Below are 26,040 nucleotides of genomic sequence, written 5' to 3' on the forward strand. Positions count from 1 at the left end.
GTTTCGCATCCGGTTAAGGCGCGAAGTATAGGGTCGGTCCGGGCATTCTGCACAAACTTTTTATTGGCAAAGGGGATTTTTTTAGACTTATTTTTTGTAATGAAAAGACTGCAGGCTTTTTTCAAAGCCAAGTCGTTCATAAAAGGCATTTAGCCCAGCCTGCGCCCCAAAGAAAACAGACGTTGGGCAATGTTGTTTGGCCCTTTCAAACAGCTCGCTACCAATACCCCGCCGTTGATAATCTGGGTGCACAAATGCTTCCGGAATGGTACTGAACAGATACCCATCACTCAGGACGCGTAAACAGCCAACCAGCCTGCCATCGTCTCTCGCCGTGATGCAGTCCGTCACCGTCAGCGCGGCTAAAACTTTCTGGCGGTCGTAATCTTTCGGCCAGACAGCGTTGGCCAACTCAATAAATTCATCTGCAAAGACGAGATCGCCTGAAATGTATGTGACGCTCATATTGGACACTTCTTAACGGATTTCCGTCAGTTTGAAGATCGCTGTTTAGAAAATCAACTCGACCCTTTCTGATAATCACTCTCATTTAAGTTGACTTGCTCATTACTTTAAATGAGAATGATTATCACTTACAAATAGAGAATGTATATGACTTCCAACCGACACCTGCTCACCGCTGCCCTGTGCTGCTGTATGACCACCCTTGCGGCGAAACCGCTCACAGTTCAAGTACAAATAAAAAGCTATAACGGAGAAGCCAGCTACTCCACGCTATATCTCGTCAACCCTTCGGGGCGATATGAACAGACGTTGTGGGTCTCCGGTGAAGAAGAAAAGTACTACGAAGAAGGTTTGAGTCGATGGTGGAAATACTTGACCCGAAAACCGCAAGCTCTGGACGGAATCACAGGCGCAAGCACTTCTGCTGGCGATCGATACGTGGTGAGAACTGACATTCCAGAGTCCTTTTTAGATGCAGGTTATGCCCTGCGGGTAGAAACCTCAGTTGAAGATCAGGCAAGTCATCAAATCGACATTGAAGTTCCCCTAAACATGGAGCTGAGCAATTCGAAAATACCCGGCACCGGCTGGGTGTCTTTCATTCGATTTCGTTAACCACACAAGGATATAGTTATGCTCAAGAAAACAAGCGCTTTGCTTTTTACACTTGCGATAGCGACTACCGCTGTAGCAGAGAACCCGTTATTAGATTCCCAATTCTGGAAAAACGCCTCGCAGGAATCTCTTGCACGCACGTTGGAAGCTGGACATTCGGTGACAGATATTACCGACAACGACTACACGCCTTTGTTATTGGCATTGCGCAATGACGCGACACCTTCGATGATTGAAAGCCTAATTGAGGCTGGCGCAGACGTTAATCGAATTGGTCATGATGGCCGAACAGCTCTTTTTTATGCTGGCTCGTCCGGTCATTTAGATTTGCTAGAAAAAATTATTCAACACAACCCTAATATTGACATTCTGGATCATGGTGGCCGCAATGCTCTATTGTTTGCGGTAAACAGCCAGCCTTCTGAGGCGATCATAAGTGCATTTATTGAACTCGGTTTTGATATAAAGGCTTTAGATAAAGCGCAACGCAACGCTGCACACATCGCTGCGCAACGCACAGAAACGGTTGACTATATTGAGTTTCTGGGAAAGCTCGGTGTGGACCTCACCGCGAAGGATGGTGAAGGGCGAGATGTTTTTTTTAATGCGCTCTACCGTAACACTAATTTAAACGTTATTCAGTGGTTGGCGCCCACAAAAAATCTAAAAAAACAAGTGGACAATCGTGGTCAGAACGCAATGTTGGTTGCTGCATACCGCAATAATAACCGGAGCGTTTTCGATTTCCTATTGACAGAAGGTGTATCCGCAAAAGCCATTGATAACCAGGGCAATACCGGTTTACTTATCGCAAGTGAACGCAATTCAGTTGAAGTGATCGACTTCTTTATTCAACAGGGCAATGACGTCAATCATAAAAACTCGCAAGGAAATACTGCTTTGCTAATGGCGACCAAGCGCACAGCAAACAATGATGTCCGTCGTTCCGACAACATCAAGATAACAATCAATATACTAACCGCTGGGGCAAACACCAGCGCAGTCGACAACTACGGCAACAATGCATTGCACAACGCACTGAGCTACCAGCAACCTATCGAAGTAATTCAGCAATTAGTGAATGCCGGGGTACCACTGAATCATACGAATAACGAAGGGCTAAGCCCATTGATGCAAGCAGCTCTGATTGCACAAAACAGTGAAGTCATTGAATTACTGTTAGAGTCAGGAGCAGATCCAGGCATAGAGGATGATTTTGGCGATACAGCCTGGGTGCTGATACAGGATAACCCTCACTTGCGGGCCAGCAAGGCATTCTTGCAATTGCAAGCGGCAACTCTGTAAGTCATGAGTTGGACTAATACTTTATCCAACGCCAGCGACGCTCGTTGCTGGCACCGGTGGCTGGGCATCGTGAGCGTCATGTTCATGTTCGCTGTTTCAATTTCGGGATTCCTACTTTCGTCAGAGCCGGTGATACAAGCCTTGTCAACGACATCACAATCTATCACTACCCAAACTCTGGCTACTACTTTAGAAATAATTTCACAACATACTAAGAACATCGAAAAAGTCACAGTAACCGACTATAACCAAATCATTGTCGAGCATCGTGACAATGGAAAACTGGTTCAAACCTATTTCGATATCACGACCGGTGACCCCTTAAATGACGTCATCCAGTCGACATTCTACCGGCGGCTAAAATCCTTCCACCGTAGCTTGTGGTTGAATGACACGGGTCGATGGCTGGTATTGTTTTCTGCGCTTACGTTGCTGACCTTGTGTATAACAGGGTTGAACTTGGTCGCGAGACGACAAGGTGGCTGGCGTGGAATACTAATGCCCGCGCGGGGGAATGGCCTGGTAAAATGGCATACAATTCTCGGGCAACTGTGTATATTGCCGTTGCTGATAATGAGTGTAAGCGGTATTTACTTGGCACTGGTAACATTCAATCTGCTACCGTCGGGTCAAGTTTCTCCGCTTTACCCAGAATCCGAATTGGAATTGACTCCGGTTCCCGTCTGGCAGCTCCCTGCATTCAAAACGTTGCCATTGCGAGAAGTAAAAAGCCTTACATTTCCCATCCCAGATGATTGGTTCGACGTTTATGTGCTGCGAACACATAGTGAATATCATTTTCATGACCAGTTTACGGGACGCAAACTATCGCAGCAGGATTATCCACCATCGATGATCTTAAAACTCTGGATGCTGACATTGCATTCGGGCAAGGGAGCACCACTATGGGCCGCCGTACTTGGTATTTGCTCACTCTGCATTCCGATCTTCTCGATTACAGGATTTGTTCTTTGGCTCAAAAAACGTCATCGCTCACCTGCATCAAAAAACTGCGAGCCTGACCGAGCAGAGGTCGTTATTCTTGTAGGATCAGAAACTCAAACGACATGGCATTTTGCTGCACACCTGATGTCAGTCTTAACAGGACACGGGCTACAGGTTCATCAAGCTGATTTAAACAGCATGCAGCGATACCCGCAAGCGCGCTGGCTATTTATTCTCACCTCGACATACGGAAATGGTCAGGCTCCGAGCAATGCTCAGCAATTTTTGAATAACTTGGAAAAAGACGCGCAGCAACCCCAATGGCGTTATTCGATTGTAGGCTTCGGCGACAGCAGTTACCCAAATTTTTGTGGCTACGCCAAACAAATCAGCGATGCGTTACAACGTTATGCACTGGCAATTCAACCCTTATTTACCATCGATCGACAAAACCCGACAGAATTCAACCGCTGGGGACAACAAATGACGGCACAACTAGATAGTTCACTCACATGGACAGAACAAAACGACTTACCCAATTCGCTTGACTTTATCTCGATGCGCATCAGCAAACAAACGTTCTCTAAGGATGGCTCTGTTATGCGACTCTGCCTTTTGTGTCATCAACCGTTTCAAGCGGGCGACCTCCTCGCTGTTAGGCTGAAAAAGAACAGCCGAGTTCGCATGTATTCCATTGCATCATCCAACCCATTCGGCGCGAAAAATCAAACCATTGAATTGTGCGTTAAGAAAATACCGGGGGGCGTGGTATCCTCCTGGTTGCATTCTCTGCAAGTAGGAGACGCTGTAAATGCTCGCATTCAAACTAACCGCCATTTTCACTTGCCCAGCAATAAACCCGTCGCCTTTATTGCCACGGGCACCGGCATCGCCCCATTTGCAGGCATGATCGAAAACAACGTAACACGGCAAAACATGATGTTGTTTTTTGGCACTCGTCACCCGGAACAAGACAGCTGCTACGAAGATGATATAGCCCAGTGGCAACAACACGGAAAATTACAACACGCCTTTGTCGCCTACTCTCGAACTCCTGCGCGACAGTATGTACAGGAACCGATTCTATTCCAGGCGGATCTTCTGCTCTCTTTATTGGCCGAAGATGGCATAATCATGCTGTGTGGTGGAACCGCTATGGCCCAGTCTGTTGCGAAGACACTCGACACCTTGTTTTTAGAAAACAACTGCCCTTGGAATACACGTGAACTGCAACATCAGGGTCGATTTATTGTGGAAGCCTACGGCAGTTAATTAATTGACATGCGGAGAGTTGCCAATAGTCGCAGACGTAAGTCACTTCAAATGAAGCGGCGACATACTCATGAATCCAAACCTGAATTATTATAACAATTTTAGGGTCTTCGCATCATTCGAAGACCTGGTTGAATCGAATCGTTCTGCTTCAGGACTACCTCGATTCGATCCTTCTGGCTGATCCCTAACCGGCAAGAAACAAGCATGTTAACCATGCCGTCATTACACCCGACTTTGGAAACACTACCACTAGCCAATCCGATTCAGAGATTCTTGTCTTGAAAATGACTCCGGTGAATCTAGCAACTGCAATGGCCAATTGAATGAACCAAGTCCTTCAGCTTTACAAGGGTGGAATGTTACGGGTAACATAAACCTAATTAGAATAATTCGGACAAGGCCCTAATGGGACAATTTATAGAGAACGGAACCCGTTACCAACTGACAGACCCGCTCATTGCGCCGAAAGCGTCGTCCTTCTTGTGGAACAACAACATGATGCTGCAGGTGACCTGCCGCGGCTATGCAACTGCGCAGTTCATGCAACCCGAACCGGCCAAATACGCACATGGTCCGATGCTGGCCGCAAAGACGTTTATGCAGCCAGAACACCCTTACTTTGCACATCACCCGGGTCGCTTTTTTTACATAAAAGATCACGACGAAAATTCCCTTTGGTCGGCGCCGTACGAGCCCGTTCGCGCACCGTTGGACACGTTCCGTTTTGAACCAGGGTTGTCGGATATCCGCTGGTGCGTCGTAAAAGACAATGTTCAACTCGATATCACCGTCAGCCTGGCCAGCGATGCCAGTGTGGAACGGTGGCATGTTGTGCTGACAAACTTATCGGCCGACGCAAAGCGTTTATCGTTCACGCCTTATTTCCCCGTCGGTTATTCGTCCTGGATGAACATGTCTGCCGACTATCTGCCCAGCCTGAACAGCGTTGTTGCCCGCTGCGTGACGCCCTATCAAAAGCTGGAAGACTACCCGAAGCAGAAAAACTTCAAAGACCTGACGTTTTTTATGGCCAGTGAAGCGCCCGACAGTTGGTCAGCTCGCTTGCAGGCGTTTGAAGGTGAAGGCGGCCTGCACAACCCGGACGCTTTAAAGCAAGGCGCATTGGACAATCAATCCGCCGTGTACGAATGCCCGGCGTGCGTTATGCAATATCAGCTGTCCTTAACCGCAGGTGAGCACCGGTCGTTTACTTTTTTATTTGGTCCGGCGCAAACCAATGAAGACATCGAGGCGTTAGCGCAAAACTATCTACCCCGAGAAAAAATCGCTCAGGATCAACGTTCGTATCACGATTCAATCACAAAAAATGTTGGCAAATTTATCCTGACCAGCCCAGATGATGAGTTTAACCATTTCGTCAACCATTGGTTGCCTCGGCAGTTGCAGTACCACGGAGACAGTCAGCGGCTGTCAACAGACCCGCAAACTCGAAACTACCTGCAAGACGCAATGGGCATGGCCTATCTGGACCCCAAGAAAACCAGATCTGCGTTACTCACCGCGCTTGGTCAACAAAAAAGTAGCGGCCAAATGCCGGATGGCATTTTGCTGCGCGACGACGCTGAACTGAAATACATCAACCAGATTCCCCACACCGACCATGGCGTATGGGTCATCATCTGCCTGCAAGCTTACCTGAACGAGACCGCTGACTACTCTCTGCTGTGGCAGGAGGTTGCGTTTACTGACAGCACGCGTTCAGCCACCGTTTTTCAGCACGTCTGCTTGAGTCTGGATTGGCTACTGGCCGATCGTGATCAACGGGGGTTGTCGTTTATTGCACAAGGTGACTGGTGTGACCCGATGAATATGGTCGGTCCAAAGGGCGTAGGGGTGTCTGGCTGGTTAACCCAAGCCCTGGCGTACGCCCTGAAACTTTGGGTGCCCATCTGTGAGTTGATCGAACAAACCGACATGGCGGACCTATACCGCCAGCAGCTAAGCCACCTGCATACGGTCATCAACACATACCTCTGGGATGGCCAATGGTATTTGCGGGGCTATACCGATGACAATCGCCCTTTTGGCAGCCATAAAGATCAGGAAGGGAAAATATTTCTCAACACGCAAAGCTGGGCTCTGTTATCGGGTGCGGCCAGCGAGAAACAAAAAACAGATTTACTGCAAGCGGTTCATGAGCATTTAGACACACCCTATGGTCCAATGATGAATGCCCCTGCGTTTACGCACATGCATGAGGACATTGGCCGGGTAACCCAAAAATTCCCCGGCAGTGCCGAAAATGGTTCCATTTATAATCATGCGGCTATGTTTTGGTGTGCTGGCTTGTTTGCCGCGCGCGAAACAGAACGTGCGTTTGAGGTTATGGACGCCATGATTCCGCTGGCACGCAACGAAGGTTTGAGCCGACGAGGACAACTGCCGGTGTTCATCCCCAATTACTATCGAGGCGCTTTTTACCAGTACCCCAGCTACACGGGATTATCCAGCCACCTGTTTAATACTGGCACGGTCGCCTGGTATTACCGTTTGCTGATCGAAGAACTGGCCGGTTTAAAAGGCAATGAACATGGGCTTTGTGTGCAACCCACCTTGCCGGCCAATTGGCCGGAAATGAAAGTGACCCGAATATTTCGCGGCTGCACAATTCACCTGACGGTAAGTCGGGATACCACCCGTGAACAAGACGAACTGTGGCTGGCCGATAGCAAATTAGCGGGCTTTCAGGTAACCGACTTACCGGCTAACGGAACACTCGAACTCACCTATAAAAAAGTGTAGAACGCTAACGGTTTATCGGGCAAATCATCAAGCGACTTTCCGCATCCGCCGGCCGCCGCCTGGACCACCACTCCGGTTTGGCCGGAACGGATCGTCCTGCTGATCGTCCGCCAACGTTTTGTGCAGAAAGGCTATGATCGGTTCGGTAAGGTCACCGATCAGCGCCTGTATTCCTTGGTTACCGAAAATGCGGTTGAACTCAAACAAATAGGGATGATTGCCCACCATCGCCACATCGAAACCGGCGTGATCAATACCTAGCGTAGTTGCCACCTGAGTCACCAGATCGATGGCAGCTTGCGGAATGTCTGCGCTGAGAAACATACCGCCCTGACTGATGTTGTTGTGAAACCCGTTCATACTTTGCAAACGCCAATATCCGCCCACCACATGTTCGCCAATGACCACCAGTCGTAAATCCCGGTCAATCTGCAAATACTCTTGGACATACAAGACATCGGCCTGGGCAACATAGTGCTGCCAGTCCAACCTATTCTGGATTAGAAAAACCCCTTCACCTCGTGCGCTTTTCACCAATTTTGCGACAAATGGATAATCCAGCGTATCCAGGATTTTATTGCTACTGGTTGGCGTGTTCGGCAAGATCCAGGTCTGAGGTAAATTAGCCGGAAAGAGAGTCGACAGCACCCGCGTCATCTCTATTTTATTGTGCCCAATCCTGTAGGTAGCTTCGCTGGGAAACGTACGTACAGCACAACCGTAAACCAACGGATTCAACTGCCAATACTCTGGGAATAAAACAAAATCCGCTTCACGGATCTCATCCAGATGATTCAAAAAAAGTTCGGGTTTCAGGTAACGGTGTTCGGGGAACTTGAGGGTTCGCAACGCATCAAAACTGATCAGTCTCATACAACGCAGCTAAAATAAAGGACGGCGTATTTTACTCAGGGCAAATTGAAAGAAAAGCCCCCTCCTGAAGAAAGTTTTTTAGGGCTGGAAGTGAAAACAATAGCGGGCGACAAAGGGGGGTGTAAGGGGTACTCCCCTTGAAAGGAAAAATCCTCCGAAAGGTTCTTTCGTTAAAAACTACAAACGAATCTTCAGAACTGACTGGTTCTTCTCAGTAAGGGATATACAGTTAAAGGTATTCTTTAAATGACAACTTTCAAGCCAAGTGAGCTTTAGTACCTGCCATTTGGCACAGTAACTTTTTTTATCGGTAATGCAACACATAAAAACCACCGCGTTTTAAACGGTGGCGTTTATAGAGGAAGAAAAACTCAGTAATTGTCAGGGAACTTGCCGTTGAATTGTTTGAAATAGTCGTAACAGTTTCGTTCGTCTTTTTCCAGGTCCCCAATAGGTATGTACAGATCACCAAAGATAACCTTCTTCTTCTTATAATCGATACTGACTCGAAAAATGGGCACATTGGCTGCTACGGCCATGCGAATGAACCCTGTTTTCAACTTACCCACCTTGGATCGGGTTCCCTCTGGGGCTATGGCAATATGCAGTTTTTCGTGGCTCAGGTATTGGTCGGCTACCTGCTCGACAAAGCCTTTAGGAGAGTGTCGATAGACTGGTATCCCACCCCAACTGGTCATGAGCCCCTTGAACGGCCAAATGAAAATGGAATGCTTACCTAGCCAATTCACCTTGAACCCAATGGCAAACATGGTCATCAAGCCGATAATAAAGTCCCAATTGCTGGTATGAGGGGCCACTGCAAACATCAATTTGGGTTCGTTCGGTAATTCGCCTTCGGTACTCCAGCCTAACAAGCCAAGCACCGAACGACCAAACCAACGACTGAAGGCATTGCCAAATGGCTCCCAACCTTCGGGGACTTTGGGTAACTGAACCAAAAGAATCTCCAGATTTCTATACAACTGTTCTGAAACTGGAGTTTAGCGGCTTTTTAGAGTTAGGTTAATAACCTCTGGGAATAAACGTTTGTAGTTTTTACCGTACAAAGCCGGCAAACCAAGCTCTAACGACTCAGACTGAGCGGGCTATTTCACCCGGCCACTGCGCAAAGTGTTGATGAAATGCCCGTGAAAAACCTTCCGTTGAACGGTACCCTAAATCGGCCGCAACCTTGGCGATACGATCCCCTTTTCGAAGCTGAATGTGCGCCAATGACATTCGCCAACCGCGTACGTAATGCATCGGGGTGACGCCAATTCGTTTCTGAAAGCGCTGATAAAAAGTCGTACGCGACAAATGACAAAGCTCAGCCAATCGTTCTGTTGTCCAATCGGCACCGGGATTATCGTGCACGGCTACCAATGCGAACTTCAAGTGGTCATCAGCCAGACCAGACAGTAAACCAGCCAGCACCTGACCTTGTTCTATGGCGTGACGCAACAGCAGGATCAACAAGACTTCGAATAACCGGTCCAGCACGACCGGGGAACCGCAACGTGACGTCACCGTTTCCTGCATCACCATGGATGCAATCGGGTATGCCGCATCTTGCGCTGTAAAGTTGGCGTGAAGTTCATCGGGTAACCCGAGCCATAAAGGGCTCTGGGGCCCGCCAAAGTCCAGCGCAATATCGCATGCAGCAGACGCCTCAGACATGGCTTTTTTATAAAAACTGACGCTCATCCCCCCGTCGCATTCCCTGACTCGCAAACGAGGAACGGGCAGCTGGTTTACCGGGTTTGCTCCCGGTCGCAACACCGAAAACTGCACATGCCTGAATAAGGCTGTAAGCCTATCTAATGCCATAAATCCGTACTTTTCATCATTAAATACGCACAAATCATAGCTGCTAGTACATTAAAGTACAGAAAAACCCAACGAAAAGGCGAATCTGCATGTTAACCCCCAGAAAGAAAGTACCCTCACTCGTGGTCCCGACGCTGACCGGAGATACCTATGATTTATCGAAATCCGGTGGCGAGCGTGGCTCACTGGTCGTTTTTTACCGCGGTCTGCATTGCCCGATTTGCGCGAAATATCTGAGCGAATTAGAAAAACTGGTACCTCAGTTTAGCGAGCGAGGACTCAGCGTGATTGCCATCAGCAGCGACAACAATGAGCGTGCGCAAGCCATGGCCGACAAGCTCAAGGCGGAGAATCTGCGCGTGGGTTATGACCTGCCTTTATCGGTCGCGCGTGACTGGGGGTTGTATATTTCGACCTCACGGGGCAAAACATCGCTGGGTATTGAAGAACCCGCTTTGTTTTCGGAACCGGGCCTTTTTCTGGTCAGCCCAGACCAAAGCCTTTACTTCGGTTCAGTGAGTACCATGCCCTTTGTGCGACCGCACTTTTCGGAATTAGTCGGGGCGTTGGATTTCATTATTGCCAACAATTACCCCGCCCGCGGTGAATATACAGGCGAGGTGTGAGAAGTTGTCACCCCTCAGACAATTTTACGGAAGATGGGGTAACGCTGCGCAGGCTGAAACCCCATAGCCAGATACGCAGGAATATCTGACCCGACTTTGACACGCTTGGCACCCAATTTAAGGGCACGATGACACCCTTCTTGAATGAGGGCCTTCGACAAACCCTTGCGTTGATGACGTACAACCGTTCCAACGGGCTCCAGGATAGCCAGTTCATTTTTGGCATCCAGCCATAAGGTGACAAAGGCCGCTATCTCACCATCTGCGGCTATGGCACAAAGGTCCAGGTCAGGGTTGTAATCTGACATGGTGGTCATTGCTGCCCAGGCTTGCGTACAACGCGCTTCGTTATAGTCGGCCGATTCATAATATCCCCAGGTTTGTGCGTGCGCTTTTGCTTTTGCCCTGGGGGTTATATGCCCGCCACTTAACAGTGAATAACCTTCGGCAAGTTGTACCGCCTCTTGATGGTGCAGTGACAGATAGGAATCGACTTCTTCCCAACCCGCTGGCTGATACCCAAAGCGCGTCAGCCAGGCATCGATGGCGTTTGAACGATTCGGAACGCTGAGAAATATTTCCTGTTCACCGGTTTCGTTGTTTAAATGACTCATGTGGTTATCACAAAATTCAAACAAGTCTTGCAGAAGTGTTTCATGTGGTTCAGCGTCCAGCAACATCACCGCTTCCCCGCGCTGCTCGCCTTCGGACAGAATAACCGCGCAAATGTGCTCACCCCGATACCAGATACCAACCTTTTTTTGCCAGTCTTCCACACTGGTATTATTTAAAATACGCGACACGGAATAGGTGAAATTCAAGCGGTCGAGGGTCCAGTTACCCAGTTGGTATTTTTGATAGAATTGAACCAGAAAATTGCGAATTTCCGTAAAATCCCCTGATTGATAAGAATGGAATTGGTATGGCATATGAGCACCGATGTTCAAAAATAGCAGCTATACCAAGGGTGAACATTAGCGGCAATAAAAAGTTCGGAGAACGGACAAATAGTTACTCTTTACTGAATCTGAATCAATTCTGTTACGTGAATTGATGCTTGAGCCAACAACTTCTATGTTTTCGCGAAGATTGGCTCATTGAACCGTTGCGATAACTACGATAACAAAACTATCTCTAACCAATTCACAAACGAACGGCAAAATCTAATTGCTCAAACTTGTTCCGGCTGTAGGCAATCGCAAAATACACCAACCCAATATGCAGCGGCCAACCGGCCAACGTATTAATTAACGCGAATGATACTTCTGAAAATCCGTCACTAAATTGAAACACTATTGCTTTAGCGACGAAGGCAATAACCCAAACTGTGGAGACCTGTTGCCATACCCGAATGTATCCTTGGGCGTTTTGCCCTTTGAGGTTCCGTAATGCTGGTGCAAAGGCCTCTGCCATTAACATGGGCACTGGCTTTTTTAATAGAGCAAAAACAAGAAATACCAGTGCCGATTGCCCGACACAGATCTGCACTTTAAGCGCAAGCATGGTCTGCAAGGATTGCTCTGGCACCCATATGGAAATGACCAAATCTATCACCGAAAACGCGAGCAATACGTAGACAAATTTGCCCATAATTTTGAAATACAAGTCGACAATAATGCTTTACAACGCCAACACCATGGTTGCGACCAACAAACCAACGAAATGGGTTAAATAGAGGTAACAAAGGGATGGTAAGAACACAGTAAGCAACGCCGTTTTACTCAGCAGAGTTGCAGAGAATTTTCAGATTTTGCATAACAATCCTTATGATTTGGTTTAATACCGACCAACGCCTACCCTGGGTTAATCGGTTCAATACGCTGAGAACAATCGTTTATTGTGTTCAACAGTCGTTCTATACTGTGCGGCCCCAGAAAACTTGTCAACACTGATACCACGCATCTGTTAACCAGGACGTTACATGACTCAAAAGCCAGTTACTAAAGACACACTGTTCGTGCTTGACCCTCACAACCATATTGTGGATGAAAGCCCCCGGTTCTGCCCACCCTGCGCCATGGTTACAGGGTATCTTCACTATTACCCCGAGGTGGCGAAACAACTGGACGTAATCACGGTTTCTCCGGTACGCCCGCGTCGGCAAATCATTGAACAGATTGGCGAAGAGAACCAAGGTTCGCCGGTACTAATACTCGCCGATGAATCAACGGTTCCCGACGACATTGACGTTCAGCTTTTTGACGGAAGACGGTTCATCAATGAATCTCGCGCTATTCTAAAGTACCTGGGTCAAACCTATCACGCAGGCTTGCCACTGTAAGACACAGCCAGCATCCCACAGGAATTTAAGAGGAAATTGAGCATGACTATGCTGAAACCCGGAAAGTATCGACACTTTAAAGGCAACGAATACGAGGTAATTGGTACAGCTACACATTCGGAGACCGAAGAAACCATGGTAGTGTATCGTACCCTCTATGGGAATTATGATCTCTGGGTGCGCCCTATTGATCTTTTCGTAAGTACAAAATTAATTGACGGTGTGGAAGTGCCACGTTTTGAGTTTATTGGTGACAACTGAAGTTCTGGGTGCACTGCAAACACAGCAAGGTTGCACTGCTTTTCCGTCCAATAAACAATTGTGTCATGGTCAACTAATTTCGGGTAGCTCGACACATAACGCCCGCCACTTTGGCGAGCAACTTATTGAGAGTTCAAGGCGCAGAATGCCTGTTAGTGGCGGCGCTTGTTAGCGCTTTATCATCATCACGCTCGTTACGATCATGGAAACTGGTGTTTGAACTCTTAAATAACCCTTGCTCAATTACAAACCTACTTTCTCGCTCAAACACATACTGTCCGAAAGGCTTTTTACATAGGTCGCCTTTTCTACGAAACACTCCAATAGGTCCGCCAACTGCCGAACACTCCACTTCAAACTCCAATATTTCTCGGACTTCTTCTTTAATTTTGGTGGTTCCTACCCAGCAACATTCCTCTGGATAAAAAGGAACGTTGCCATCAAGTGTAACCAATTGGTCCAATAGTGGCTCTACCAGCCAATCGATACCGCTTCGAAACCATAAAGAATATCGAACGCGCATACTCAAATTAGACGTACACATTATTGGCAGGCGCCAGGGCGAAGTAGTCTTCCTAAACAGGTTTCCGGTTATCTTTAATGCTCGCCTGACCGTATAGAATATCAGTTATAAAAATCGTGCTTGTTATTTTCATCCTCACCGCTTAAAGTAACAAAAGTTATTTATGGTAACTTTTGTTATGAACACTACTGAACGTAAGCTAATCAGCGCCATTCAGGCGAACCCATTGGCCTCACAGCAGGAACTTGCCGAAACACTGGGCATGTCTCGTGAGTCCATTGCCGGTTATATCTCCAGGCTGACCAAACGCGGCGCTATTCTCGGCAAGGGCTACATTTTGCCGGAGCGTGAAAATATCGTGGTGATTGGCGGCGCCAATGTCGATTTGACGGGAATAACGACCAACGCCTATCGCGGTGGTGATTCCAACCCCGGCAGGGTGGCGCAAAGCGCGGGCGGTGTCGGGCGTAATATTGCGGAAAACCTGGCGCGTCTGGGCAGTCATACTTCAATGATCACACTGGTAGGATATGACAGTCGCGGGCGTTTTCTGGTCGATCATGCGCGGGACGCCGGTATTAACACGCAACATTTCATTCAATGGCCCGATTTTGCCACCAGCACTTACCTGGCGCTGAATAACGAACAGGGCGAGTTAATCGGCGCCGTCGCTGACATGAGTATCGTTGAACAACTCACCCCGACATTGCTCAATGAGAAACGTTCACGGCTTAACGCGGCCAGCCTGATTGTTGTTGAAGCCAACCTGTCTGCGGCAACCTTGGCTTGGTTGGCAGAACAGTCGCTCACGGCACCGTTGGTTGCCGATGCGGTGTCTGCCACGAAAGCAGTAAAACTGGCGCCGTTGCTGCCGAAACTCAGTGTGCTCAAGGTTAACGTCAGTGAAGCTCGGGCACTGCTGGATCTACCGAAAACAACCCAATTGGGCGAACAGAGCCTGGCGACTGCGTTACTCAACAAAGGTGTGGCAACGGTATTGCTGAGCCTGGGAGCGCGCGGCGTACTGTTTGCCAACAACGATACACACTTCATACAAGCGGTGCCTGCGTGCGACATGCAAAGCGACACCGGCGCTGGTGACGCATTAATGGCTGGTTTTTTACACGCCCAACAACGTTACGAGTCACCCGAACAACAGGTGTCTTTCGCCCTGGCATGTGCAGCCTGCACACTAGAGGCAAAAGACGCTGTAAACACTAAACTGACTGAATCGTATGTAACTCATCGGTTCGAATCTTTTATCCAACATTCTGCAACATTGTCAGCTTCTGCTGAAACGGAGATATGAAACCATGAATCAATTTTTAGACATCCACCCGGACGTGGCGGAAGCTCTGGCGCAAAACAAACCCGTCGTCGCGCTGGAAAGCACCATCATTTCTCACGGTATGCCCTGGCCTGAAAATGCAGAAACCGCAAAATTGGTTGAGCAAACGGTGCGAGAGAGTGGTGCGACACCGGCTACTATTGCAATCATCAACGGCCGATTAAAGGTCGGCTTAAGCCACGCTGAAATCGATGAACTGGCCAAAGCGGGTTTAAGCGTGACTAAATGCTCGCGTCGGGACCTGCCATACGTCATTGCAAACAAACAGATGGGGGCAACCACAGTCGCTGCCACCATGATCATTGCAGACATGGCAGGCATCCGTGTTTTTGCAACCGGCGGTATTGGTGGCGTGCACCGCGGCGCGCAGGAGACCTTCGACATCTCAGCGGATCTGCAGGAGCTGGGCAAAACCAGCGTCGCTGTGGTCTGTGCGGGCGCGAAATCCATTCTGGATCTGGGTTTGACCCGCGAATACCTGGAAACGCTGGGCGTCCCGGTTCTAGGGTTCCAAACCGATGCTCTGCCCGCTTTCTATACTCGCACAAGCGATCATACGGTTGACTATCGCTTGGACCGTGCTGAACAAATCGCTGAGTTCCTGACGGCGAAGTGGCTACTCAACCTGGATGGAGGCGTGGTTATCGCCAACCCAATTCCGGAAGAATTCGCCATGGATAAAGCCGCCATCGACAGCGCAATAGAGCAGGCCCTACGGGAAGCCAATGAACAGAACGTCACAGGCAAGGAATCAACACCCTTTTTATTGGCTCGTGTTGCGGAACTCACCGGTGGTAACAGCTTGGCCAGCAATATCCAGTTGGTGCTGAACAACGCGCGTTTAGGGGCTGCAATCGCGCAGCACTATTGCAACCTGAGTTAAATCTATACGAATTAAAAAAGCCAGCATTTGCTGGCTTTTTTTGGTTCTTAAGCCGCCGTTATTCCGATGTCGACTCTTCCAGTTTTTTGGCTTTATTGTTTAAGATTCCCGGTATGAGTTTTTCGGAAAATCCAGCCAACAGACACCAAACGATTAGCAGAGACAAACCCTGCGGCGGGTGCGCCAAGGTCCCAATTTCATATGAAAACTCAATGGCCTGGGACACTGCGAACGTACTGGATGACGTCAAAGAGGCATTCACAATCGCCGCCAACTCTGCGCTATCCTGAATAAATTCCGGAAAGAATGCGCCGCTCAGCAAACCCGATTGCAACAGGTAAAACATGGTTAAACCCGCACCCGCCCCAACGGTCGCCCGCGCCAGAATATAACCAACTTTATTAATGGCTTGCATCTGATCGAGCGTGGCATGTGCAAACTTCGACTGTAACGACGTCAGCTGACTGAAAGAAGAGCCGAGAATGCCTGCCGTGGCGGCCGTAAACAGGTAATACAAGCGCAGATTCGTAAACTCAAAACCAAAAACAGCCCGACACAGGGTCGGCGTAAAAAACAAAACGAAGCTCAATAGAAACAGGGCGACCACCTTTGTCCGCATCTGGCCTTCATGCGCCCTCATAATGCGTTTAGACTCTCGCCGCCATTGAATATCGGTAATCAATTGAATCAGGTACGATCGAATAACTTGGGTATCGGTTTCGTCAATTTTGGATTTATAAAACTGCTGCAAATGAACGGGCAGAAATTCCACTTCGGCCAGTCGCCGTTGCCATTCAGCCATCAACGCAGGCTCATCCAGAAAATCAACCGTCGCCACTTCCACGCTGTTCACATCCTGCCAACTCATTTTGCCACTGAGTTGGCTTTTTAATTTCTCTAATGGTTCCGCCCTTTCCGTGTTACGAGACATCAGACGGTTAATGGTTGTTTGCAGGTTTTCGGTAAATTGAATCAGCATGTGCTGGTCACGCTGAATGAGTCGGGATTGTTGAGTGATCATGACAGATCCTTAGTTGTTATTCGTATTGACCTTACCAGCAGACATCACTCTTGCTACGCCGCAGAATTATGGCACTAAACGAGAATGAGTGACAACAAATGATCCGCAAGTGTTCTGCTTGCCCAATCTACCGATTTAGGTATGTAACCGCCTGAAACCTTGAGCACGGCCTTGCACACAGATATTCTATGGACAACTGACTTTTCGCTGTCTACAACAAGGCCATTTCATGCCCGAAAACGCTATCGCTGCACGTATCCAATATTATAAGCAATGCTATCAAGCATCTTTTCAGACAGCAGAGGGGCACGGCGTTTTCGACAACCAGGATCTGATCCCGCTGGCGGTTTATGCCACCAATCAAAGCCTCGACAGACAAGCCAACGACGCAATCCTTAGCCAGTGGCTGGTTGACCAGGATGAAAACTACCTGGTCGAGCTTTCCAACTTTGTATTGTTCCCAACCCCAAACACAAGCGCGACTGTGGATGTTTGCTACCAACCCACATTTTGTCGAAATGGCTTCCTGCAGCTACAGCAGCGTGCGGGAGTGGAGCTTGCTGCCTCTTTAACGGAACTGGATATCGACCAAGACGAGCTGCTGGCAACTACGCCTTCGTATGACAACATCATTCAATTAGCATCTGAATCTGCGGACGTACTCACCATGGCCGCGCCAGATTCCCTACCAGACCCGGCACGATTAAATACCTGGCTCGTTCGCCTGGCCAAGAAAATAAAACAGCCGACCTGCGTATCCATCTCAGTTATGGCGTTGATACCAAAACAACGGCGCTCAACGCAGATTAAACAACAGTTCACGGAATTGCTGCAACATCTCGCTCAAGGTCAACACACCGAAAACAGCCTACTGGCGCAGGTGCTGCTGAAGAAAACCGCAGTTCGTCTTGGTGATCATCTGAGAAATCCTAACATCAGTACTCCACTGCCCTACCTGTCTGAACCACAGAACAAGGCGTTGCAGCGCGCCGACCAAAACGCAATCAGTTTTATTCAAGGGCCACCGGGAACCGGTAAAAGTCACACACTCGCGGCATTAGCAAACAGGCTTGCGGCGCAACAAAAAAGCGTATTGATTACCGCACAGAGTGACCATGCTCTTTCAGTGATAAAACATAAGCTCATCCATGACTTTCATCTGGACGAAGATTTGATTGTGCATTTTGGTCACGGCAAACGAAACGCGCACTTTGTCCGGCAAATTAAAAAACTGAGCCGGTTACCGCGAATTGAAAAATCTAACATTGAACAACTGAGTGACCAAACGGACCGAGCCCAACAAGCCATTTTCCAGGCATTGACTAATCTGGAAGCCAGTGTGACGAAGATCCCCAGTTTGACCACAGAGCAATTGACCAGCGTTTCGATCGGTCATCGGTTAAGTCGCTTGTGGATGCGCATCAAACGCGCGGAATCGTTTCACATTATCGAGCAACTCGATGATCTGAATAACGCCATCCAACAGTTAATCGCGTTACAGGCTGATCTGACCAATGCCACGTTGATCAAACGCTTTCAAACCTCATATCGTTTGCACGCCAGTGCCTGGGGCGACATCAGTGAGCGCGTTGGCAAACAAACCGTGACGCAGGCACTACAGAGTTTTCATCAGCAACAGAACGGCAGTTTCAGCCTACAATCCGGTTTGGGTGTTTGGTTAGTGAATTTGAATGATATTCCTGACAACGTGAGTGGGCATTTTCATACCGTCATTGTTGATGAAGCAACGCAGGTAAATATGGCAACCGCATTGCTTGCGCTCAGCATGGCGGAGAACCTGGTTGTAGCCGGTGACCCACAACAACTGCGGCACGTTAGTTTTCTCGCGGCAGAGCAGGAAAAAAGAATCGCTCAGGCTCTGCAGTTGACCGAGCACGATGTCGTTAGTTATCGCAGCATCAGTTTTCTGGATTATATCGATCAACTGTTGTTGCAAACCGGACAACCTCAAGCCATTACGTTGTTGGATGAACATTACCGATCGGTCCCTTCGTTGATGCAGTTCAACAGTGACCAGTTTTACAACGGCGACATTCAGGTGTTAACCGGGTTAAACCAAGCCGCCCGGCAGCAGGCTCAACATTTAACATGGAATTATGGTAACGGCACCCGAACCGACAAAGTCAACGTGGCGGAAGCGGAACGTTTAGTCGAGTATCTCACTGAGTGTATTGAGTCGGAACGCAATAATGCGGTTAAGTCCTCCATCGGTGTTCTGTCATTTTTCCGCGATCAGGCAGACTATCTGAAGAAGCAGATTTTACAGGCCATCCCGTTAAAAGATATTAAAGAGCACCAGATTAAAATTGGGACGCCATTTTCGTTTCAAGGGGAAGAACGTGACCATGTTTTCATATCCTGCGCGATAGATCACGACACCCACCACGGCACCTGGACATACTTGAACAGAACCGATGTTTTCAATGTCACCACCAGTCGAGCCCGGTTGCTGCAAACGTTGTTTCTCTCATGCCCGGTCGATTCCATGCCACCGACTTCGTTACTCAGGCAGTATCATGACTTCAGCCTTCCAGCATCGGCCATTAAAACGACTCGCTCAGCGGAACCTTGGCTGTCGGATATGGCCGAGATGCTGAAAACCGAAGGGTTCGATGTGGAGCTACACCACAACATCGCTAATGTGGCGGTAGACCTGCTGCTGACTAAGGGCGGCCAGCGAGTTGCCGTCGACCTAATCGGTTTTCCTGGGGACGTTGGCACTGCCGTTCATACACATCGCTACCTGACACTCAGCCGGGTAGGCATTCCATTGTTTCCTCTTTCGGTGACCGATTGGCTCTTTGATAAAGACGCATGTCTGACACAACTGAAGCGCTGGGTGCAGCAGCCGAGCCGGTTGAAAGCTAACCCGCTGACAGAAGTAAAGGACGCGGGCAGTAAAGACTCGGTACCGGCTCCTTTGGCCCACCCGATGACGCTAGTCAGCAAAGAGCATTGGCGTGCCATCTGCCGTTTCGCCGAGGCAGAGGGACTGGCCACGCTTGCGGGCTTTCGCTTGACTCAAACTCAGACTGTTCTGCAACAGATGAACGATCTGTTAGCACAGTTGTTCGAGCCCTCATCGCATACCTACAGCCGGTACCAAACATCCGTGAATGCCGTGTTGAAATCCTACATAGACAACCTTAATACGTTGCAACTGTTATACGAGCAGGTTTGGGAGACGTCTAACCGAGATCATTCCTATTGGGAGGCGTTAATTGCCCCCATTCGGGAACGGCACCGCGAAATCGTTGCGGCTCTTAATGCGATGCGAAAAAGCATGCAGATTGAAGTTGCGAAACCCAAACGCGACGATCGCATACTCTTAGACGACCTGGAAACGCTCACTGCCCGCTTAAAACAATACGATTAAATAACCCGCCTTCATTTACAACTGACGGGACATCTGCTCGACTTCATTCGAGAACTGACTCAATGGTTTCAAACGGAAACGGCTCGAAAGCGGCTGAACCCGTTTGACCCGGTCGATCCGGAATGTTCGCGCAGCATCACGAGAATGGTCCCAAACCAATACATACCAAACTGGCCAATTCAAAAACAAGTAATGCGGTTCTATCTCCCGTTCGTGTAAGGCGCCATCTTCGCGCTGATAATCGACAATCAGAGAACGCTGCTCGACAAAGGCTTCTATAACAGCATCGGTCAACTTACTTTTTTGCGTCGGTACGTACGATTGCATCACCTGTTCGGATGCTGCCTGCCCCAACAGAATGCGCTGGCGAAGTTTGCGAATTGCAGGTCGCTGAGCATCGGGGAAAGAGGCAAACAATTTATTCCTCACCGACGACAGATGACTGAAAAACAGCGGCGAATTCAACTTCTCCAAAACACTGAGGGACAACAACAAGTCGATAACCTCCCTGTAATTCAACGTCAACCGCCCGATCCCCCACCTTGGCGTTAATCGCACACCTCCACCCCGCCCTTGCTCGGTCTCTATGGGATAACCTCGGGCTTTTAAGGTATCGAGGTCCCGCATCAGAGTGCGGACACTCACCCCTATGTCCTCGGCCAACAGCGACGCCGTAACCGGATCGCCGGATTTCAGGTGACCGAGAATCTGATCCAGTCGGTCTAACTTCTTACTCGCGGAACCTCTGCCCAACTTATATGTCCTATTTTGTCATAGTTAAACATAGCCTATCACCCGTCGCTGGAATGAACCAGCGGGAAACCTAAAATAGAGGCATAGCAATGAACACAGAAAATACAAACAACGTCGTTGAATGGGCACCTTTTACGTTAGCAGAAGGGGTTACCGAGCAACAATTGTTAGAGGCTGCAGAAACGATTCAATCCCGGTTTTTGGCACTACAGCCGGGCTATATACGCCGGGAATTGTTAAAGAAAAGTGAGCAGGAATGGGTCGACCTGGTGTATTGGTCATCTCAAGAGGATGCTGAACAGGCCTTTCAAAAGGCCGCTGAAAGCGAAGCCTGTGGAGGGTATTTTTCATTGATGGTTATGCCGGAAAACCCAGAAACTGCCGTACTACATCTGCAGCAAATGAAACAGTGGCGGTAAGTTTACCTGCGCTGGCTCATCCGCCACTGAGCCCGTTGTAACGGGCTCGTCAGCGCAGTAAGTTATCTATGACAGCAAGCGTGTCTCGCTGAAAATGATCGCTGTGAATGGAATAGTCCGCCTTCGTTGCCCCTTCACCGGTAACGATGCGAGCAGTATGAATCCCGACAGATTGCCCGCCCTCAACGTCGGCCAGTTCAGAATCACCTATCATCAGTGCTTGTTTGGGATCAACCTTTAACTGACTCAAAATGTGATTAAAACAGGCAGCGCCGGGTTTGCGGAAACCGATAGCACTTGACCAGACAACCTCATCAAAAAAGTATGCCATGCCCCGAAACCGCAGATCGTCCTGAAACAGGGAAGCTGGTCCGGTCACGTTCGACAACAGCCCCAATCGAAAACCTCTGTCAGAAAGCTCCTGCAAGAGTGTTACGCTCTGCGAGTGTGTGATACCCGCTCGGCAAAACTCCCGCAGGTGTGCCATGCCCATTTCTTCCGTGAAACTCATCTCATGCTCGGCAAAACAGCGCTGCCAAATGGACCGCCAATCCGGTTGCAGCACCTGATCACGCTGATATAACCGCTGTATCTCATTCTCAATCGCCTGCCCGATTCGCTTTCCTTTAGGGTTCCCTAACAGCCGCTCAAGCGAAGTTGCCAGCGACGCCGAATACACCAGTGTATTACCGTAATCGAAAATAATGGTCGTGATCATTTACCAGTCGCCACCTCTACAGATTTGCACACTGTATCAGGCCCCTTCCGCGTACAACATTCGTTTTTAGCAACAGCCTGACTAATGCGTCATAGATGGCTGTTCAACTGACATCCCTGAGACCATCGGCGAGTTTACGTCAGAATGCATCGGCATTCCCATATCCATGGAGTTTGCCGCTGTGAGCATTTCCAGCGTTATCTCATCAAAGCGTAAAATTTGACCCCCATATTCGTCAGCAAAGGCTTGGGCATCTACTTGCTTGCTGAACGAGCCCAGTGTCTCACCCATGGCGCCAAAACGATTTGCCCCCCAAACGAAGTAAGCAGATTGCGCGTCAATAAAGTGTTCGTCGTCAGGAGACGCCCAGGGGGTGACCGACATATCGTGTACGTATATCTTTATTGCCCGATGTTGGTTTTCAGGTTGTAAATAAAAGCCGAACAGATCTCGCGTAGAACAGAATTTTTGGACTTCGTTATCGCCTTTACTGATCAATTCACCTTTAGGACCTTCGAATCCTGATATAACCATGCCACACAGATGGCATTGGTCGCTGCCTTCTATCGCGGCCGCCGATAAGACCGCTTCGGTTGGATTGGATGACTGACACGACATCAGTAAGGTCATTGCAATTAGCACGGCACTGGCTTTGCTGGATTTATTTATTAGTGACATAGTTAAACCTTCTTTCGGTGAAAACGTAGTAAAGACAACGCCAAGCTTGCGACAATCCAAACCATCAGGCAGGCGTAGAGCGCTGGCAAACTGATGTTCATTTTCCCCAGAGACGCAAGCACACCCATACCTTGAGCGTCTATGGAAACGAGATTGATCAGCCGAAACAAATCGGTCGGGTTAAACATCAACAGCCCGGTCAACATAGACTCGTTCAACCAACCTTCACGTCCGACCAATAAAGCCAACAACGCAAGGTCGTACAACAATGTCAGGGAAAACCAAACCAATAATGCCAAGCCCGCCGCCTGAGCTTTTTCAGAGACCCATAAACTTAAACCATGAGCAAGCGTTAGGAACACGGCCCCCAACAAGGTTGCCGAAATAATAAACACGAGGAATGTCTGGATCACAGACCAACTAACGTTATTCCAGGAAAATGCCACCGCTGCACTGCCGAAGCCAATCAGCGTAGCGACAAAAAGAATGGCTAATTGACCGAGAAACTTGCCCAGAATCAGATCTATTTTCTTTAACGGATACGTCAGTAACAACAGTAATGTCCCCTGCTCCTGTTCGCCGACGAATGCGTCGTAACCGAGTAGCAAAGCAATCAGCGGAACGACCAACACGGTCAGGCTACTGAGACTGGCGATCGTCGCGGCTAGCGGCAATACACCGGATTGCCCATTGACGACACCGCCAAACCAGGTAATGCCTAAAGCCATCACGGCGAAAATCAATGTCGCGCCAATTACCCAACGATTTCGCCAACCGTCGCGCCATTCTTTCGCTGCTACAATCCATACTTTAGTGTACATAGATAGCCTCCACTTTCTTTGCACTGACGGTTTGTTGCATAAAGTACTGATACAGTTCTGGCAATGAAGGAGCTGTTATCTGCAAATCGTTCAAAGTGTCTTTGGACAACAGACGACTCGCGATGTCCAATGCTTTCTCCGCCGGAACACTCAACAAACCATTTTGTTGTAAATAAGGTTGCAGCACGGGGTCCTGACTGAGAGACCCGTTCAGACCTTTCGGTATTACCTTTACCGGCAACCGAGCTTGTTCGTGAAGTTCGGCAATACTCCCCTGCACAACGACGCGTCCTTGATTCAAAATAAGTGCGCGATCCAAATACTGCTCTAAGCCAGGTAGCACATGAGTACAGATAACAATGCCACACCCCTGTTGCTTGAGTTCCGCGAGCATGTCAAAAAACTCCAGAGTTGCCACCGGGTCGAGACCCACAGTGGGCTCGTCCAAAATTAACAACTTGGGATCATACACCTCGGGCTTACCCAAACTGGACGGTAACAAAGCCTGAGCTAAACCCAACCGCTGCTTCATACCTTTTGAATAGTGCTTAACAGGCCTTCGGGCAGCGTCCGCTAAATGCACACGGGTTAAAAGTCTGTTGACGGTGTCTTTGGCGACGGAGCGTGACAAGCCGTTTAACCGGGCGAAGTACTGTAATGTTTCATAGCCAGTGAGTGCTGGATAGAAGCTGACGTTTTCAGGAACATAGCCTATGCGGTAATTTGCTCGACCCGCCGGCAAACCAAAAACCTCTACGATGCCACTGTCAGCAGTCTCAAGGCCCAGAATGGTTTTCATCAATGTCGTTTTCCCGGCTCCATTGTGACCTAACAAGGCCAACATCTGACCTTCGGACAGCTCAAAACTAACTTGCTGCAGCGCCGCGAGTGAACCAAACTTCTTATCTAGCTCGTTCACGTGTATCAATACATCAGCCATCTATGGGTAACTCCTGTGGGCGAATCAAAGGGAAGCTGTCTTTTACACCAGGCGATTTCAATACCGGAAAACTGCGCTGAACCCAGCGCAACAGCAGAACAGCAGGACTGTCCATTAGGACCTTGGATTCAGGGTATTTCCAAAATAGTTTATCGATGTCATCATTGGGTTCGAATGCAGAGTCTCCCACACCATCATTATCAAGATCCCAACCGACGTAGTTACTCCAATAATTTCCAACGCCCTGTTCGCTCCACTCCTGTAAACGAGAGGACACATATTTCACCTGAATTTCGTTATCGACAAATTGATTGTTATAGACTTTGTTCTGTTCTGATCCTGCCGTCAGGTGAATACCCATATCACTATTGGCAAATCGATTGGCATGTATTTCATTATTCGTAGAGTTATAAACAAAAAGCGCTTTACCTTCGTCGCCTGAAACCGCAGGTTGCATTGAACTTCGAATTTTTAAAATGGTGTTGCCACTGAACTGTGACTTGTTTACGAAGTTGAGTAACAGCCCGTAGTCTTCACAGTTTTCTGCCCGGTTATTGACCACTTTCAGGTTATTTGAACTCATCAGCGCATAACCAACTTTTACATTCAGTGAAGAATTTTCCGAAATCTCATTGTTGTAGGAATACATGTAATGAATGCCGAAACGCAAATCCGACAAGCGATTATTACGCAAGACATTTTGCTGGCTGTTTATTATATAAAGACCATCTCGGGTTTGACTGACCACATTGTCGACAACAGCGGCGTCTACGACATTGGTCAGATGGATGCCGTTTCCACGATCCGCTGCGCGCATCTCGCTGTTGCCTTGCACCTGGTTACGTAGCACAGTGGCAGTTTGGACGCTTTCAAGGTAAATGCCAAAACCATCACCCTGTAGCCTGTTGTCGACTAATGTGATGTGTTCCGTATGTTTTACCTTTATACCAGAATCGGTCGCTGTGAGATCATACCCCCAATTGCGAATCGTCAGGCCTTTCAATTCCACATGTGACGCGGTCACTTCAATGGCATTCCCGCGTCCGGAGCCGTCAATGACCGTTTTATTCATACCATCGAGGACCAACATTTTATCAATAATGAAATTACCGATAAAGGTAGTGGCAGGTAATATGAGTATGTCTCCGGCATTGCTCTGATCAATAACCTCTTGCAGGTTTGCTTCGAGGGGCACCATGAATGTCTTGCCGAATGCGGTGTTGACGCAAAGCAGGCAAACACAGAGCCTAATTAAAGCAGATAGATTTCGCATGATTTCTCCAGAATTTTCTACGCGAAATCT

25 protein-coding genes are annotated in these 26,040 nt (G+C 48.6%); 11 read left to right on the forward strand and 14 right to left on the reverse strand.

Annotation, left to right across the window (positions count from 1 at the left end; all coding sequences use genetic code 11):
- Positions 1-87: 87 nt before the first annotated feature.
- Entirely contained in the window at positions 88-465 is a 378-nt protein-coding gene (locus IYN85_RS07965; protein ID WP_196158271.1) for a GNAT family N-acetyltransferase, read from the reverse strand.
- 147 nt (positions 466-612) lie between these two features.
- Between IYN85_RS07965 and IYN85_RS07970 the strand changes: the two genes are divergently transcribed.
- The 4 genes from IYN85_RS07970 (at position 613) to IYN85_RS07985 (ending at position 7,368) form a co-directional block, all read left to right on the forward strand.
- Positions 613-1,080, forward strand: a complete 468-nt coding sequence (locus tag IYN85_RS07970; RefSeq protein ID WP_196158272.1) for a DUF2271 domain-containing protein — start codon at positions 613-615, stop codon at positions 1,078-1,080.
- 18 nt (positions 1,081-1,098) lie between these two features.
- Positions 1,099-2,385: an ankyrin repeat domain-containing protein gene (locus tag IYN85_RS07975; protein ID WP_196158273.1), complete on the forward strand. Its 1,287-nt coding sequence runs from the start codon at positions 1,099-1,101 to the stop codon at positions 2,383-2,385.
- 3 nt (positions 2,386-2,388) lie between these two features.
- Positions 2,389-4,602 (forward strand): PepSY domain-containing protein, encoded by a 2,214-nt coding sequence (locus IYN85_RS07980; protein ID WP_196158274.1) that lies wholly within the window; start codon positions 2,389-2,391, stop codon positions 4,600-4,602.
- Between the two features lie 408 nt (positions 4,603-5,010).
- Positions 5,011-7,368 carry a GH36-type glycosyl hydrolase domain-containing protein gene (locus IYN85_RS07985; RefSeq protein ID WP_196158275.1) on the forward strand — a complete coding sequence of 786 codons (2,358 nt, stop codon included), beginning with the start codon at positions 5,011-5,013 and terminating at the stop codon, positions 7,366-7,368.
- A gap of 27 nt (positions 7,369-7,395) precedes the next feature.
- Here the strand turns inward: IYN85_RS07985 and IYN85_RS07990 are convergent, their stop codons facing one another.
- The 3 genes from IYN85_RS07990 to IYN85_RS08000 all read right to left on the reverse strand — a co-directional run bounded on the left by IYN85_RS07990 (position 7,396) and on the right by IYN85_RS08000 (position 10,068).
- The gene (locus IYN85_RS07990; protein ID WP_196158276.1) at positions 7,396-8,241 is read right to left on the reverse strand and encodes a RimK family alpha-L-glutamate ligase; all 846 of its coding nucleotides are present in this window, start codon (positions 8,239-8,241) and stop codon (positions 7,396-7,398) included.
- Between the two features lie 371 nt (positions 8,242-8,612).
- Positions 8,613-9,200, reverse strand: a complete 588-nt coding sequence (locus IYN85_RS07995) for a lysophospholipid acyltransferase family protein (protein ID WP_196158277.1) — start codon at positions 9,198-9,200, stop codon at positions 8,613-8,615.
- A gap of 133 nt (positions 9,201-9,333) precedes the next feature.
- Positions 9,334-10,068 carry a helix-turn-helix transcriptional regulator gene (locus IYN85_RS08000; RefSeq protein ID WP_196158278.1) on the reverse strand — a complete coding sequence of 245 codons (735 nt, stop codon included), beginning with the start codon at positions 10,066-10,068 and terminating at the stop codon, positions 9,334-9,336.
- Positions 10,069-10,157: 89 nt separating this feature from the next.
- Here IYN85_RS08000 and IYN85_RS08005 point away from each other — a divergent pair, with 89 nt between their 5' ends.
- Entirely contained in the window at positions 10,158-10,694 is a 537-nt protein-coding gene (locus IYN85_RS08005) for a peroxiredoxin-like family protein (RefSeq protein WP_196158279.1), read from the forward strand.
- Between the two features lie 14 nt (positions 10,695-10,708).
- Here the strand turns inward: IYN85_RS08005 and IYN85_RS08010 are convergent, their stop codons facing one another.
- Positions 10,709-11,623, reverse strand: coding sequence for a GNAT family N-acetyltransferase (locus IYN85_RS08010; RefSeq protein ID WP_196158280.1), 915 nt, complete (start codon positions 11,621-11,623; stop codon positions 10,709-10,711).
- Positions 11,624-11,837: 214 nt separating this feature from the next.
- Positions 11,838-12,284: a hypothetical protein gene (locus IYN85_RS08015; protein ID WP_196158281.1), complete on the reverse strand. Its 447-nt coding sequence runs from the start codon at positions 12,282-12,284 to the stop codon at positions 11,838-11,840.
- A 331-nt stretch (positions 12,285-12,615) separates the two neighbouring features.
- On the opposite strand from IYN85_RS08015, the gene IYN85_RS08020 reads away from it, so the two are divergent.
- Both IYN85_RS08020 and IYN85_RS08025 read left to right on the forward strand, forming a co-directional pair.
- Positions 12,616-12,975, forward strand: coding sequence for a DUF3088 family protein (locus IYN85_RS08020; RefSeq protein WP_196158282.1), 360 nt, complete (start codon positions 12,616-12,618; stop codon positions 12,973-12,975).
- A 42-nt stretch (positions 12,976-13,017) separates the two neighbouring features.
- Positions 13,018-13,236: a DUF1653 domain-containing protein gene (locus IYN85_RS08025; RefSeq protein WP_196158283.1), complete on the forward strand. Its 219-nt coding sequence runs from the start codon at positions 13,018-13,020 to the stop codon at positions 13,234-13,236.
- 133 nt (positions 13,237-13,369) lie between these two features.
- On the opposite strand, the gene IYN85_RS08030 is transcribed toward IYN85_RS08025, so the two are convergent.
- Complete coding sequence (locus IYN85_RS08030; protein WP_196158284.1) at positions 13,370-13,699, reverse strand: hypothetical protein; 330 nt, start codon at positions 13,697-13,699, stop codon at positions 13,370-13,372.
- A 238-nt stretch (positions 13,700-13,937) separates the two neighbouring features.
- Between IYN85_RS08030 and IYN85_RS08035 the strand changes: the two genes are divergently transcribed.
- Positions 13,938-15,068 carry a carbohydrate kinase gene (locus tag IYN85_RS08035; protein WP_196158285.1) on the forward strand — a complete coding sequence of 377 codons (1,131 nt, stop codon included), beginning with the start codon at positions 13,938-13,940 and terminating at the stop codon, positions 15,066-15,068.
- Between the two features lie 4 nt (positions 15,069-15,072).
- The gene (locus tag IYN85_RS08040; protein ID WP_196158286.1) at positions 15,073-15,990 is read left to right on the forward strand and encodes a pseudouridine-5'-phosphate glycosidase; all 918 of its coding nucleotides are present in this window, start codon (positions 15,073-15,075) and stop codon (positions 15,988-15,990) included.
- A gap of 58 nt (positions 15,991-16,048) precedes the next feature.
- On the opposite strand, the gene IYN85_RS08045 is transcribed toward IYN85_RS08040, so the two are convergent.
- Positions 16,049-17,011 (reverse strand): hypothetical protein, encoded by a 963-nt coding sequence (locus IYN85_RS08045; protein ID WP_230390524.1) that lies wholly within the window; start codon positions 17,009-17,011, stop codon positions 16,049-16,051.
- A 229-nt stretch (positions 17,012-17,240) separates the two neighbouring features.
- Here IYN85_RS08045 and IYN85_RS08050 point away from each other — a divergent pair, with 229 nt between their 5' ends.
- A complete protein-coding gene (locus IYN85_RS08050; protein WP_196158287.1) occupies positions 17,241-20,408 on the forward strand; it encodes a DEAD/DEAH box helicase in 3,168 nt (1,055 codons plus the stop codon).
- Positions 20,409-20,423: 15 nt separating this feature from the next.
- Here IYN85_RS08050 and IYN85_RS08055 read toward each other — a convergent pair whose 3' ends face one another.
- Positions 20,424-21,161, reverse strand: coding sequence for a YafY family protein (locus IYN85_RS08055; protein ID WP_196158288.1), 738 nt, complete (start codon positions 21,159-21,161; stop codon positions 20,424-20,426).
- An 89-nt stretch (positions 21,162-21,250) separates the two neighbouring features.
- Between IYN85_RS08055 and IYN85_RS08060 the strand changes: the two genes are divergently transcribed.
- Entirely contained in the window at positions 21,251-21,580 is a 330-nt protein-coding gene (locus tag IYN85_RS08060) for an antibiotic biosynthesis monooxygenase (RefSeq protein WP_196158289.1), read from the forward strand.
- 49 nt (positions 21,581-21,629) lie between these two features.
- Here IYN85_RS08060 and IYN85_RS08065 read toward each other — a convergent pair whose 3' ends face one another.
- From IYN85_RS08065 to IYN85_RS08085, 5 genes are all read right to left on the reverse strand, one after another.
- A complete protein-coding gene (locus IYN85_RS08065; protein ID WP_196158290.1) occupies positions 21,630-22,298 on the reverse strand; it encodes an HAD family hydrolase in 669 nt (222 codons plus the stop codon).
- A gap of 81 nt (positions 22,299-22,379) precedes the next feature.
- On the reverse strand, positions 22,380-22,976 hold the full coding sequence (locus IYN85_RS08070) for a nitrous oxide reductase accessory protein NosL (protein WP_196158291.1): 597 nt from the start codon (positions 22,974-22,976) through the stop codon (positions 22,380-22,382).
- 2 nt (positions 22,977-22,978) lie between these two features.
- Positions 22,979-23,797 carry an ABC transporter permease gene (locus IYN85_RS08075; RefSeq protein ID WP_196158292.1) on the reverse strand — a complete coding sequence of 273 codons (819 nt, stop codon included), beginning with the start codon at positions 23,795-23,797 and terminating at the stop codon, positions 22,979-22,981.
- Positions 23,787-24,737: an ABC transporter ATP-binding protein gene (locus IYN85_RS08080; protein WP_196158293.1), complete on the reverse strand. Its 951-nt coding sequence runs from the start codon at positions 24,735-24,737 to the stop codon at positions 23,787-23,789. The genes IYN85_RS08075 and IYN85_RS08080 overlap by 11 nt, the downstream gene beginning before the upstream one ends.
- Positions 24,730-26,010: a nitrous oxide reductase family maturation protein NosD gene (locus IYN85_RS08085; RefSeq protein WP_196158294.1), complete on the reverse strand. Its 1,281-nt coding sequence runs from the start codon at positions 26,008-26,010 to the stop codon at positions 24,730-24,732. Before IYN85_RS08085 ends, IYN85_RS08080 begins: the two co-directional genes overlap by 8 nt.
- Positions 26,011-26,040: the final 30 nt, after the last annotated feature.

It is taken from the genome of Reinekea sp. G2M2-21 (genome assembly GCF_015687175.1).
Lineage (GTDB): Bacteria > Pseudomonadota > Gammaproteobacteria > Pseudomonadales > Natronospirillaceae > Reinekea.